12 protein-coding genes are annotated in these 13,014 nt (G+C 66.5%); 9 read left to right on the forward strand and 3 right to left on the reverse strand.

The features are described from left to right. The first annotated feature begins 2 nt into the window (after window positions 1-2). The 5 genes from dnaG (at window position 3) to KB874_RS14595 (ending at window position 5,011) form a co-directional block, all read left to right on the forward strand. Window positions 3-1,946, forward strand: a complete 1,944-nt coding sequence (gene dnaG / locus KB874_RS14575; protein ID WP_212537267.1) for a DNA primase — start codon at window positions 3-5, stop codon at window positions 1,944-1,946. A 128-nt stretch (window positions 1,947-2,074) separates the two neighbouring features. Further along, a complete protein-coding gene (rpoD, locus tag KB874_RS14580) occupies window positions 2,075-4,069 on the forward strand; it encodes an RNA polymerase sigma factor RpoD (RefSeq protein ID WP_212537268.1) in 1,995 nt (664 codons plus the stop codon). A gap of 9 nt (window positions 4,070-4,078) precedes the next feature. Next, window positions 4,079-4,360: an HlyU family transcriptional regulator gene (locus KB874_RS14585; protein WP_212537269.1), complete on the forward strand. Its 282-nt coding sequence runs from the start codon at window positions 4,079-4,081 to the stop codon at window positions 4,358-4,360. A 25-nt stretch (window positions 4,361-4,385) separates the two neighbouring features. After that, on the forward strand, window positions 4,386-4,619 hold the full coding sequence (locus KB874_RS14590; RefSeq protein WP_212537270.1) for an RND transporter: 234 nt from the start codon (window positions 4,386-4,388) through the stop codon (window positions 4,617-4,619). Window positions 4,620-4,873: 254 nt separating this feature from the next. Then, window positions 4,874-5,011 (forward strand): hypothetical protein, encoded by a 138-nt coding sequence (locus KB874_RS14595; RefSeq protein WP_212537271.1) that lies wholly within the window; start codon window positions 4,874-4,876, stop codon window positions 5,009-5,011. 44 nt (window positions 5,012-5,055) lie between these two features. Here KB874_RS14595 and yghX read toward each other — a convergent pair whose 3' ends face one another. Then, complete coding sequence (gene yghX, locus KB874_RS14600) at window positions 5,056-5,961, reverse strand: YghX family hydrolase (RefSeq protein WP_212537272.1); 906 nt, start codon at window positions 5,959-5,961, stop codon at window positions 5,056-5,058. Window positions 5,962-6,062: 101 nt separating this feature from the next. Here yghX and KB874_RS14605 point away from each other — a divergent pair, with 101 nt between their 5' ends. From KB874_RS14605 to ribD, 4 genes are all read left to right on the forward strand, one after another. Continuing rightward, window positions 6,063-6,467: a secondary thiamine-phosphate synthase enzyme YjbQ gene (locus KB874_RS14605; protein ID WP_212537273.1), complete on the forward strand. Its 405-nt coding sequence runs from the start codon at window positions 6,063-6,065 to the stop codon at window positions 6,465-6,467. Window positions 6,468-6,531: 64 nt separating this feature from the next. Then, window positions 6,532-8,067 (forward strand): zinc-binding metallopeptidase family protein, encoded by a 1,536-nt coding sequence (locus KB874_RS14610; RefSeq protein WP_212537274.1) that lies wholly within the window; start codon window positions 6,532-6,534, stop codon window positions 8,065-8,067. Window positions 8,068-8,209: 142 nt separating this feature from the next. Further along, window positions 8,210-8,677, forward strand: coding sequence for a transcriptional regulator NrdR (gene nrdR / locus KB874_RS14615; RefSeq protein ID WP_212537275.1), 468 nt, complete (start codon window positions 8,210-8,212; stop codon window positions 8,675-8,677). Beyond that, complete coding sequence (gene ribD / locus KB874_RS14620) at window positions 8,674-9,768, forward strand: bifunctional diaminohydroxyphosphoribosylaminopyrimidine deaminase/5-amino-6-(5-phosphoribosylamino)uracil reductase RibD (protein WP_346346558.1); 1,095 nt, start codon at window positions 8,674-8,676, stop codon at window positions 9,766-9,768. The genes nrdR and ribD overlap by 4 nt, the downstream gene beginning before the upstream one ends. Before the next feature lie 40 nt (window positions 9,769-9,808). Here ribD and KB874_RS14625 read toward each other — a convergent pair whose 3' ends face one another. Next, window positions 9,809-11,839: a capsule polysaccharide biogenesis protein gene (locus KB874_RS14625; RefSeq protein WP_249200496.1), complete on the reverse strand. Its 2,031-nt coding sequence runs from the start codon at window positions 11,837-11,839 to the stop codon at window positions 9,809-9,811. A 4-nt stretch (window positions 11,840-11,843) separates the two neighbouring features. Then, entirely contained in the window at window positions 11,844-12,998 is a 1,155-nt protein-coding gene (locus KB874_RS14630; RefSeq protein ID WP_212537276.1) for a polysaccharide biosynthesis/export family protein, read from the reverse strand. Window positions 12,999-13,014: the final 16 nt, after the last annotated feature.

Consider the following 13,014-nt stretch of genomic DNA (forward strand, 5'->3'; position numbering starts at 1 on the left):
GCATGAGTCTGCCCCCCGGTTTCCTCGACGAATTGCGCGGCCGCGTGTCGCTGGCCGATGTGGTCGGTCGCAAGGTCATGTGGGATCGTCGGAAGTCGAACCAGGGCAAGGGCGACCTGTGGGCACCGTGCCCGTTCCACCATGAAAAGACCGCCTCATTTCATGTCGATGACCGCAAGGGGTATTATTACTGCTTCGGTTGCCACCAGAAGGGTGACGCGATCTCGTTTGTCCGCGAGACGGAGAACGTGAGCTTCATGGAAGCGATCGAGATCCTGGCTGGCGAGGCCGGGATGGAGGTGCCCAAGCGCGACCCACAAGCGCAGGAAAAGGCTGACCGGCGGACGCAGCTCTCCGACGTGATGGAACAGGCGGTGGCCTGGTTTCGCCTGCAACTGAAGCGCGGGCCAGGCGCAGAGGCGCGGGCCTACCTGGCGAAGCGGGGATTGGACGAGGCGGCGCTGGAACGCTGGGAAATCGGCTTTGCCCCGCCGGGCTGGGAGGGCCTGCGCGAGCATCTCAAGGGCAAGGGCGTGGCACCCGACCTGATGCTGGGCGCCGGGCTGGTCAAGGCGTCGGACAAGGGGCGCGAGCCCTATGACGTTTTCCGCAACCGCATCATGTTTCCCATCCGGGACGGGCGAGGGCGGGCGATTGCCTTTGGCGGGCGGGCGATGGACCCGTCGGACAATGCCAAATACCTGAACTCGCCCGAGACAGAGCTGTTCGACAAGTCGCGCAACCTGTTCAATCTGAAGCCCGCGCGCGAGGCGGCGGGCAAGGGGCAGGTGCTGGTCGTGGCCGAGGGCTACATGGACGTGATCGCGCTGTCCGAGGCGGGGTTTGCCGCCTCTGTCGCGCCGCTGGGCACGGCGGTGACGGAACCGCAGTTGCAGCTGATGTGGCGGATCAGCGACGAGCCCGTGATCGCGCTGGACGGCGACAAGGCGGGGCTGAGGGCGGCGTTCCGGGTGATCGACCTTGCGCTGCCACTGCTCGAAGCGGGCAAGTCGCTGCGTTTCGCGCTGATGCCCGAGGGGCAGGACCCGGACGATCTGCTGCGCGCCCGCGGACCGCAGGCCTTGGCCGAGGTGCTGGAGGCGGCGGTGCCGATGGTCGACCTGCTCTGGCGGCAGGAGACGGAGGGGCGGAGTTTCGACAGCCCCGAGCGGCGGGCCGCGCTGGACAAGGCTCTGCGCGCCCGGATCGGGCACATCAAGGACCCCGGCCTGCGCCACCATTATGGCGAGGCGATCCGCGAGCTGCGCTACCAGCTGTTCCGCCCGGCACGGCCCGGCGGCAAGGGCGGCAAGCCGCGCCGCGACTGGCGCGCGCCATTGCCGGCTTCGACCACGGCCAAGTCCTCGCTGCTGGTTGCCGGGGGCGAGGCTGCCGAGGCGCAACTGCGCGAGGCAGTGGTGCTGGCGGCCATCCTGTCGGCGCCCGGAATCGCGGTCGAATTCGAGGCGCAACTCGAGGCGATGCCCTGCACCGGTGCCACCCATGCCGCGCTGCGGGATGCGATCCTCGACGCCCTGGGGGCTGAAGACGGGATGCGCGCGCGGGCCGAGGCGGCGATCGGGGCCGAGGCCCTTGAAACCATGCTGGGTGCGCGCCATTTGTCCGTGGTGCCTTGTCTGCGCCGTCCCGGCGATACCGAACTGGCGCGGATGACAGTCGCCGAGGAACTGGCCAAGCTGTCGGCCCGCATCGGATGGCAGGCAGAACTGGCCGAGGCCGAGGAGGAGTTCGACGATACAGCGGACGAGGCCATGACATGGCGGCTCGCGCAGGCGGCCGAGGCGCGGAACCGGGCAGGGCGGCTGAACGACGAGGATGATACGGAATTCGAGATCGGGCCCAATGGTGCGGCGATGGATCGGCGCGAACGCAGCGCGCTTGATTCGCTGCTGGCGCGGATCCGGTTCGACAAGGGGCGGCATTGAGCACACAGCCTCGGAAAACTTGAAAGAAAGCTTAGGAAAATCAGCGTAACCGGGTGTGAAAGGAACCGAATCAGGCTATTGATTCGGGTCAAGCGAATCGATCCCACGCCCGCGACCAGGAGAGCCGGATGGCAGCCAAGGACACCGACGACGACAAGCCGCAGGATCAGGACGACGACGTCAGCCTCGACATGAGCCAGGCTGCGGTCAAGAAGATGATCGCCGAGGCCCGCGAACGGGGCTACATCACTTACGACCAGCTGAATTCCGTTCTGCCGCCCGATCAGGTCAGTTCCGACCAGATCGAGGATGTCATGTCGATGCTGTCCGAAATGGGCATTCAGGTCACCGAGGATGACGAGGAAGGCGACGACGACGACAACAAGGGCGGCACACAGCTGGTCGAGACCAAGCGCGGCGGTGAGGTCACGCTGGGATCTGGCCAGCAGGAAAAGCTGGACCGCACCGACGACCCCGTGCGCATGTATCTGCGTGAGATGGGCAGCGTCGAACTGCTGAGCCGCGAGGGCGAGATCGCCATCGCCAAGCGGATCGAGGCCGGCCGCAACACGATGATCGCCGGGCTTTGCGAAAGCCCGCTGACCTTTCAGGCCATCACCATCTGGCGCGAGGAACTGCTGAACGAGGACATCCTTCTGCGGGACGTCATCGACCTCGAGGCGACATTCGGCAACCAGTTGGGCGAGGATGGTGAACTGGACGAGGCCGTGGTCGATGCCTCGGGCACCGCGACGGGGGGGCAGCAGAAATCCTCCAGCGCGGAACCGGAGCTGGACGCCGATGGCAACCCCATCGCCCGGGAGGACGATGACGAGGACGACGACCAGGCCAACATGTCGCTGGCCGCGATGGAGACGGCGCTCAAGCCGCGCGTGCTGGAAACGCTGGACCGGATCGCACGCGACTATGAAGAGCTGGCCGAAATGCAGGACAGCCGGATCTCGGCCACGCTGAACGAGGACGGCTCTTTCAGCGCGGATGACGAAGGCCGCTATCAGAAGCTGCGCTCGGAGATCGTCGAACTGGTCAACGAACTGCATCTGCACAACAACCGGATCGAGGCGCTGATCGACCAGCTTTACGGCATCAACAAGCGCATCATGTCGATCGACAGCGCGATGGTGAAGCTGGCCGACCAGGCACGGATCAACCGCCGCGAGTTCGTCGACGAGTATCGCGGCCACGAACTGGACCCCAACTGGCTTGACCGCATGACGCAGAAGCCGGGCCGGGGCTGGCAGATGTTCATCGAACGCTCCAGCGACAAGGTCGAGGAGTTGCGCGCCGACATGGCGCAGGTGGGCCAGTATGTCGGTCTCGATATCAGCGAATTCCGCCGCATCGTGAACCAGGTCCAGAAGGGCGAGAAGGAAGCGCGGCAGGCGAAAAAGGAAATGGTCGAGGCGAACCTGCGCCTGGTCATCTCCATCGCCAAGAAATACACGAACCGCGGTCTGCAATTCCTTGATCTCATTCAGGAAGGCAATATCGGCCTGATGAAGGCCGTCGACAAGTTCGAGTATCGCCGCGGCTACAAGTTCTCGACCTACGCGACGTGGTGGATCCGTCAGGCGATCACGCGCTCGATCGCCGACCAGGCGCGCACGATCCGCATCCCGGTCCACATGATCGAGACGATCAACAAGCTGGTGCGCACCGGTCGCCAGATGCTGCACGAGATCGGCCGCGAGCCGACACCCGAGGAACTGGCCGAAAAGCTCCAGATGCCTTTGGAGAAGGTCCGCAAGGTGATGAAGATCGCCAAGGAGCCGATCAGCCTCGAAACCCCGATCGGGGACGAGGAAGACAGCCAACTGGGCGATTTCATCGAGGACAAGAACGCGGTCCTGCCGCTGGACTCGGCCATTCAGGAGAACCTGAAGGAGACGACGACGCGGGTTCTGTCCTCGCTGACGCCTCGCGAAGAGCGGGTGCTGCGGATGCGTTTCGGCATCGGCATGAACACCGATCACACGCTTGAGGAAGTGGGCCAGCAGTTCAGCGTGACCCGCGAACGCATCCGCCAGATCGAGGCCAAGGCGCTGCGCAAGCTCAAGCACCCGTCGCGGTCGCGCAAGCTGCGCTCTTTCCTGGACCAGTAAGGGGGCGCCATGTCGATCCTGTCACGGCTTTTCGGCGGTGGGGGCGGGGGCGCCAAGGCGCCCTCGGTCGAGCCTGTCGAGTATGAGGGTTTTCGCATCACGCCGCAGCCCATGCCCGAGGATGGCCAGTTCCGGCTGGCGGCCCTGATCGAGGCCGAGGTGGACGGCGAGACGAAGACCCACCACCTGATCCGTGCCGACCTGATCCGCGACCGGGCCGAGGCCGAGACCGCTGCGATCCGCAAGGCAAAGCAGATGATCGACCAGCAGGGCAAGCGCCTGTTCGGATGACCGCATGACGGCGAGGGAGCCTCGAATGTCTGGCCTGCGCCGTGTGCTTTCCGCGTTTTCCTTGCCGCTGCTCGTCGTGCTGTGCGCGACGCTGGGTCTTGCACCGTTCACGCCCGAGCCTCATGTCTGGGAAAAGCTGAAGATGCTGGCGGCGGGCGACCTGATCCGGCCCATCGACATCTTCGACCTGCTGATGCATGGCGCGCCTTGGCTGCTGCTGGCCGCGAAACTGGCGCTTGGGCCCAGGACACCGCACTGAGCCCTTGCCGGCTTTCGGCAAGCGCTTGTTAACGGGGCAGGTTCGGCCTGTGTGCCGCATTGGCAGGCAAAAGACGGCAACCGCGCGCTGGTCGCGCCTGGATCTCGCTTGATCTCGTTTTCACGTTCCGGCTGTTCCGTATCGTGTGGATGCGACGTTTTGATGTGACTTTTTATCTTGAGGCAGAGATGTCCGATACGCAGAACCGGAACCGTGCCATACGATTGTTCCGATGCGAAGAATGTGGACACCACATGCGCCTCGCAAGTCGGCGTTGCGGCTATTGCTATACCGACAAGCCGGTCTACCAATGGCCCGGCGTCCTAGCCCTGTTCGCTGTCCTGAGCGCCGCCACGTTGCTGCTGGCGGGATTGATGCTCGTCGCGGGCTGACGAACAAGGGGCCGACCCCGCCCGCGCGGGACCGGCCGGATTGCTTAGGCGAGGTGCTCTTCGAAGAAGGCGATCGTGCGGGTCCAGGCCAGTTCGGCGGCCTCGGCGTCGTAGCGCGGGGTGCTGTCGTTGTGGAACCCGTGGTTCACGCCGGGATAGATATATGCGGTGTAGGTCTTGCCGTGCTCCTTCAGCGCAGCCTCTTTGGCTGGCCAGCCCTCGTTGATGCGTTCGTCGAGTTCGGCGTAGTGCAGCAGCAGGGGTGCCTGGATTTTCGCCACGTCCTCGGCCTTGGCCTGCCGCCCGTAGAAGGGCACCGAGGCCGACAGTTCAGGATAGGCCACGGCCATCGCGTTGCACACGCCCCCGCCATAGCAGAAGCCGACGCAGCCGACCTTGCCGGTGGTGTCGGAATGGGCGGCAAGGAACTCGTAGGCGGCGAAGAAATCGTTCATCAGCTTCACGCCGTCGACCGTCTGCTGCAACTCGCGTCCGGCAGTGTCGTTGCCCGGATAGCCGCCGACCGAACTCAGCCCGTCAGGCGCCAGGGCGATGAAGCCGGCCTTGGCCACGCGGCGCGCGACATCCTCGATATAGGGGTTCAGGCCACGGTTCTCGTGCACCACGACGACCGCCGGCGCGGGGCCTGTCAGGTTCGCGGGCTTTACAAGGTAGCCGCGCACCTCGCCATGCCCGTTGGGCGAAGGATAGGTGATGTAGGACGGCACGATGTCGGCATCGGTGAAATCCACCTGGTGCGCCAGTGCGTAGTTGGGCGACAGCATGTCCAGAAGCGCCACCGCCGTCAGGCCACCCACGGCGAACTTGCCCGCGCGGTCGAGGAATTCGCGCTTGGTGATGCGGCCATGCGCATAGAAATCATAGAGGTCCAGCAACTCCTGGTCGAAATCAGCCGCGGTCATCCGGCGCGGCGGCGTCTGGTCGTTCATCGCGTTTCTCCCTGTGGTCCCAGGCCGCGAGGCCGTTGCAGCACGCGGTCCCGGATGTCAGGTAGTCTAGGGCACGGTGCCCGCCTGGGGAGTCCCTATCGATGCAAACGACGTTCACGATCTCGACGGAGGGGCCCGGCCTCTATGAATTCACCCGCGACGTGGCGGGCTGGGTGCGCGGCACGGGGCTTTGCACGCTGTTTGTCCGTCACAGTTCGGCCAGCCTGCTGATCCAGGAAAACGCCGATCCCGAGGTGCGGACCGACCTGACCGCCTTCTTCAGCCGGCTGGTGCCGCCCTCTGATGATCCCGCCATGGCCTACCTGACCCATACCTGCGAGGGGCCCGATGACATGCCGGCCCACATCAAGGCGGCGCTGCTGCCGGTGTCGCTGTCGATCCCGGTGACGGACGGACGGCTGGCGCTGGGGACGTGGCAGGGCATCTACCTGTTCGAGCACCGCCGCGCGCCGCATCGTCGCCAGGTGACGGCGCACCTTGCCTGAGCCACCTTGCCGACGCACCCGCCGCGGCCCTAGGCTGGTCCCGGAATGCAGACCGGAGGGCGCCATGACACCCACCGCCAGCGCAGACGCGCTGATCGCCGAACGCGCCACGGAATTTTCTGACTGGTGCGCACTGATCTTTGAATTCGCCGAACCGGCATGGCGCGAATACCGCTCGGCCGAGTGGTATGTCGCCTGCCTGCGGGCCGAGGGGTTCACCGTCGAGGAGGGCAGCGCGGGGATGCCCACCGCCTTTTGCGCGGAATGGCGAAACGGCGACGGGCCGATGGTGGGTATGTATGCCGAATACGACGCCGTTCCCGGTAATTGCCAGGCCGCCCGCCCGGAACGCGCCCCGCGCGACGGCCTGCCTTTTGGCGCGGCGGGCCATACCGATCCGCATTCCGCGCTGGGGATCGGGTCTCTGGCCGGTCTGCTGGCGACGAAGCACGCGATGCAGGCACACGGCATCCCCGGCGGGTTGAGATTTACGGGCGAGCCCGCCGAAAAGGTGCGTGGATCCAAGCCCTTGCACGCAGCGGCGGGCTATTACGACGGGCTGGCGGGAATCCTGTCCTTTCACCCGTTCTACATGCTGCCGCTGTGCAACACAGTGCGCTGGGACACGCAATGCGGCGCGGCGTATTCCTTTGTCTACCGGTTCCGCTGTGACGCGCCACAGTTGTGGGGAACGGGCGATGGCGCGCCGATCCCGCAAAGCCATTCCGACGTGCGCGCGCCGGGCGCCAACGACGCGCTGATGCTGATGCTGTCGCAAGGGCGGATGCTGCGCGACTCGATGCTGCCGCATCGTGGAGGCTGGTCTGTCTCCGAGGCGATCCTCGCCACCGGGCAGGCCACCGCCGACAATCTGCCCGCGCTGGCTGCCGACCTGCAATACATGATCCGCATCCCCGACATCCCCATGGCCGAGGCGATCACCGCCCGGCTCGACGCCATCGCCGACAGCGCCGCCGCGCTGGCCGGGTGCACGGTGGAAAAGGTCTGGGTCAGCCGCTCGCGCCCCGGCCTGACCAATCACGTCATGGCCGGGATTGTCTGGGACGCCTTGCAGGAGGCCGGGCCTCCCGCCTGGACCGACGAGGCGCTGGCGCTGGCCCGGCAGGTGCAACAGGCCTGCGGCCGGCCGCCAGAGGACAACCCGCTCATCCCCGAATGCACCGCCCTCATCGCGCCGCAAGAGGCCGAGGCGCACCTGCGCCGCGATCTGCCGCCCAGCCAGACGAACAGCACCTCGGACGATTACACCGACATGAGCTGGCACGCGCCTACCGCGCGGTTCTACGTTGCAAGGCCGGCGCTGCGCGGCGGACCCTATCCGCCCTGGGCGATGAACGCGCTGGGCGGCATGCGCCCGCTGATCGACCCGACCGTGAACTGCGCCGCGCGCGTCCTTGCCCGCAGTGCGCTGCGCCTGCTGACCGATGCCGCGGCCCGCCGCGCCGCGTGGCAGGAATTCGAGTGCCGCCGCGATGTCGCACCGATCCCGCCCCTGGCCGACTACCCGCCGCCCATCGCCCTGCCATGGCCGGAATACGTCGAAACCCGGCGCGGTCGCGGCTGGCACATCCCGTTCTGAGGCACATTTGCACCGCATGTCGTGGCGCAAAATCACCACTACCCAAATTATGGGCGCTCCCCTATAGTGCCTGTGGATAAGTGGGGACAAACCCCGCAATCAGGCAAGTCAGAGCAGAAAACGAACGAGGGGGACGGCCGGAATGCGCTGCCCGTTTTGCGGAAATATCGACACGCAGGTCAAGGATTCCCGGCCCGCGGAGGACCATGTCTCGATCCGGAGGCGGCGCTTCTGCCCGGCCTGCGGCGGGCGCTTCACCACCTATGAACGCGTGCAGTTGCGTGACCTCGTGGTGATCAAGACCAGCGGCCGGCGCGAAGATTTCGACCGGGACAAGCTGGAACGCTCGATCCGGATCGCGCTGCAAAAGCGGCCCATCGAGCCCGAGCGCATCGACCAGATGATCTCCGGCATCGTCCGGCGGCTGGAATCGATGGGCGAGACCGACATCCCCTCGAAGACGATCGGCGAGATCGTGATGGAGACGCTGGCCCGGATCGACACCGTTGCCTACGTCCGTTTTGCCAGCGTCTACAAGAACTTCCAGGCCGCAGACGACTTCGACAAGTTCGTCAGCGAGTTGCGTCCGCAGGGCCCGGAGCAGAAGTGACCGAGACGGATCGGCGGCACATGGCCCATGCGCTTGCGCTGGGCCGGCGCGGGATGGGGCATGTCTGGCCCAATCCCGCGGTGGGTTGCGTGATCGTATCCAGGGGACGAATCGTCGGGCGCGGCTGGACGCAACCCGGCGGGCGCCCCCATGCCGAGACAGAGGCGCTGGCCCAGGCCGGCACCGCCGCGCGTAACGCCACTGCCTATGTCACGCTGGAACCCTGCGCCCATCACGGCAAGACCCCACCCTGCGCCGAGGCGCTGATCGCGGCGGGCGTGGCCCGCGTCGTGGCGCCGCTCGAGGACAGCGATCCGCGCGTCGCGGGGCAGGGCTTTGCCCTGCTGCGCGCGGCTGGGGTCGAGGTGACGAACGGCGTGATGGCGGCCGAGGCGCAGGCCGATCACGCCGGGTTCTTCCTGCGGGTCGAGCAGGGGCGACCCTTCGTGACGCTGAAGCTGGCTTTGAGCCTCGATGGTCGGATCGCGACGGCCAGCGGCGAAAGCCGCTGGATCACCGGGCCCGAGGCGCGGCGCGTCGTGCATGGGCTGCGGGCCCGGCACGATGCGGTGATGGTTGGCGGCGGCACGGCGCGCGCCGACGACCCGGCGCTGACGGTGCGCGGCTTCGGTACGGTCTCTCAGCCGGTGCGTGTCGTCGTCTCTCGCCTTCTGGACCTGCCACTGATGGGCCAGCTGGCCCGCACGGCACAAGAGGTGCCGGTCTGGATCTGCCATGGTCCGGACGTGTCCACCGAGTTGAGGGACGCCTGGCAAGGGCTTGGTGCAAGGCTGTTTTCCTGTGCACTGGCGGGTGGTCGCCTGGCCCCTCAATCGGTGCTGCACGCCCTTGGCGAGGCAGGTCTGACACGGGTGCTCTGCGAGGGTGGCGGGCAGTTGGCCGCATCCCTTCTGGCAGAGGACCTGGTGGACGAATTGCAGGTCTTCTCCGCCGGTGTCGTCCTGGGGGCCGAAGGCGTCCCGGGCATAGGGGCGCTGGGTATAGGCGCGCTGTCGGAGGCGCCTCGCCTGGCGCTGGCCGAGCAGCGGGGCGTCGGGAATGACATGTATTCCATTTGGCGCAGAAACTGAATTATTTCAGCGCCCTGTGGGCATAACATGAGGCCGGATCTCAGCGCCAGAGATGCGTGTGGGACGACAGCAACCCCTGCATCTTGGCCAGTGCCCGGATCGCTGGCCCCGACCTTGGAACCGCTCCGCTTTCAAGGCGGTCAAGGATGACCTCGACCGGGCAGGGCTGGCCCGTGACCGGATCGCGATAGCGCGGATAGGCGATCAGCGTGGCATGAACCAGCGCGGCAAGACTGGGTCTGGGCCCGGACAGGCGGCGCGCGGGCACGACTCCCAGGTCGCGCGTCAGTCCCCAGCCAGCATAGAACGGCACGCCCAGCGTTGTCACGCGCAGACCCCGCAACAGCCCTTCAAACCCGGTCAGAGAGGTTATCGTCCAAATTTCAGAGACTTGTGACAAGAGCGGCGCGATTGGCGCGTGGTTCAGAACAAGGTCGGCCCACAGTTCTGTCCGGTCGACGTGCCCCTCGCGCAGGCCCGCCTCGACATCGGGATGGGGCTTGTAGAGGATCACCGCCTTGGGGTTCTCGGCCCGCGCACGCGCCAGAAGATCGGCATTGCGGCGCAGCTCGGGGCTGCCGCGCAGGATCGAAGCGTCGTCCTCGACCTGTCCGGGCACAAGGATGCGGTGACCCTTGGGCAAATCGGGTAAATCGCCGGTAATGTTGTATTTGGACAATTCCAGGCGGATTATTCGGCTTATTAATGCCTCTGATCGTTCGATTTGATCGCGTCCGAGGCTACCGCCTTGGGCAATCATCTGCTCCAGTCGAGAGGGGCGAGAGGGATCGTAATAGATGCCGAGATCGTCGAGGACCAGCGACATGGGCGGCACCAGCGCGGCGCCCAACCCGCGCGACCGCAGGAATCCGTCCTCGACCCGCGCCGCCTTGTCATCCTGCGCCTTCGACGCCCAGGCCATGCGCCGGCGCCCGTCGCGCGCGGCGATGGCGCGGCTCCTGTCCACATCGTCCTCGAAGCGCAGGCGCCTGACATGGCCGAAAAATCCCTGGAGGTGCGGTCTTTTCCACAGGCGCATGCCCGAGGCGACCCAGCCCGCCCGATCCTCGCGCCAGGCGCGCGCGCCGGCCTCCAGCGCCGCCAGAACGTCTTCCAGCTGGCACAGGCGATCGCGGAACGGGTCATACCAGACTGGGTAGAGGATCATCGCTGCGGCGAAGATCTGTGCGCGGGTCAGGCTGCGCTGCCGACGTTGCACCGGGTCCTGATCCTCTGTCAGGCCCCAGCCCGCATAGAAGGGCGTGCCGAAGACGCGCGGGCGATGCCCGGCAAGGATCGCCTCGAACCCCATCTGGGACGAGACGGTATAGACCGCGACCGCCCCCTCGAGCAGTGTCCAGGGCGATTGCGGCCCGTCATGGATTGTCACCGGGCCTTGCGCGTCGCTGTCGCGGTAATGGCCCGGGCGGTGCCCGGCCGTGGTTTCCGGGTGCGTTTTCAGTAGGATGCGTTTGCCCGGATGTTCAGCGCGGGCGTAATACAGCATCTCGAGAAACCGCGCGCGATCGGCACCGCAGGCCAGCGTCGAGGCATCTCCGTCTGTCTGGTCGACGACCAGCACATAGCCCGGTTCGGGCGGGGGCAGGTCGGTCCGGGTGGCGGAGTATTTCGACAAATGCGCCGCCTGCATCCGCGCCATGGCGGCGCGTGCCCTTGCCAGCAAGGCGGAATCGTCCAGCGGATGCGTCGCCAGCAGCGTCTCCAGGTCGGATGGCTGTCGGGCGTCGAAATGCATGCCGGAGCGGTCGATCAGCAGCCCCAAGGGCGGTTCACCCTCGCGTCCCGGATGCAGCGACCGCAGAAAGGCATCCTCGATCCGGACCAGCGGCGCACCATGCCGCGCGGCCACGGCCTCGCCCCGCCGGGCACGGGGCGACTGGCCCCAGACACCAATATGGTCACCCGGCCCCGGGCGGCCCAGTGCCACCTGCCAGCCGGACAGAGCCAGGATGCGCCGGATGCGCCGCTGCCACAGGAAACCGCCGGTATAGACAAGAAGACGCCGGGGGTCGTTGCCCCCGGCGCTGCCCTGTCCCTCGTTGTCTTGCAAGGGCTTATCCCCCGCCGGCCACGCCCAGGGTGGTCGCTGCGGTGTCCACCGTGCCGACAGCCGCCAGAGAGCCTGTCAGCGCGGCGATGGTCTTGTTCCATTGGGTGAAGGGCGCCTCGGTCACATACAGCGTGTCGTCGTCGCGGATTACGAAATCCCGCGCCAGGAACATTCCGTTGGGTTGCGTCAGGTCCAGCACGTAGACCACGCGCTGTGCCCCGATCAGGTCGTTGCGGCCCAGGACCTGGTTGGCGATCTCGGCCGGTTCGTTGCGGAACACGAACACGCCGGTGGGGTCGGCCGCGGTCGCCAGCAGGCCGCCGACCTGGGCGATCGCCTCTATCGCGCTCAGCGTCTGGCTTTCGAAGGGCACGCGGGCCTGGGTGCCGGTGGCGCCCAGGGCTGTGAAGGCGCGGGTGTCCTCCTCGACCAGGATACGGTCTCCGCCGCGCAGGGCGATGTCATAGCCGGGGTTGCGGTAGAGATCCTGGAACCAGATCGTCTCGGCCTGGGCGCCGCGCATCACCTTGACCTGCGCGATTTCCGGCTGGATCGTGATGCCACCGGCGCGCGCCAGCATGGCTGACAGCGTGCGGGTGGGCCGCTCGATCGCGTAGACGCCCTGTCCGCCGATCGAGCCGATCAGGCTGACGGTCGATCCGTCTCCGGCAAGGCGGCGCACCTGTACCTGTGGGTCCGGTGTCTGGTCCTTGAGCTTTTCGGTGATGATCTGGCGCACCCGTTCGGGCGTGTTGCCAGAGGCTTTCAATCGACCCGCGTAGGGCACGAAGATAAAGCCCGCGCCATCCACCTGTACCTCTTCCAGCAGGGTCGAGTTGCTGGTCTCTCCGGACAGAAGTCCGTCATCGACGTTTTCCCAGATTGTCAGGCCCAGCGTATCGCCCGGCTGGATCGTGTCAGAGCCCAGCACGCCGGCATTGCGAAAGCTTTCGGAAAAGCCCAGCGCGGGAACCACGGCCGTGGCGCGCGTGACGCGGTCATTGACGGCGACGATGAAGGCATCGCCCTCTTTCTGGACGGAGCCGGCGAAGATCTCGCGCTTGTTGGGACCAACGCGCGGCAGGCCGCAGGATGCCACAAGGGACACCGCGACCAGAAGGGCGCATCCGCGCACCCACCGGGAGGGGGAGTGTTTCACTGCTCGGTCTCCTCGA

The sequence above is a fragment of the Thetidibacter halocola genome (genome assembly GCF_018224955.1).
GTDB lineage: Bacteria > Pseudomonadota > Alphaproteobacteria > Rhodobacterales > Rhodobacteraceae > Thetidibacter > Thetidibacter halocola.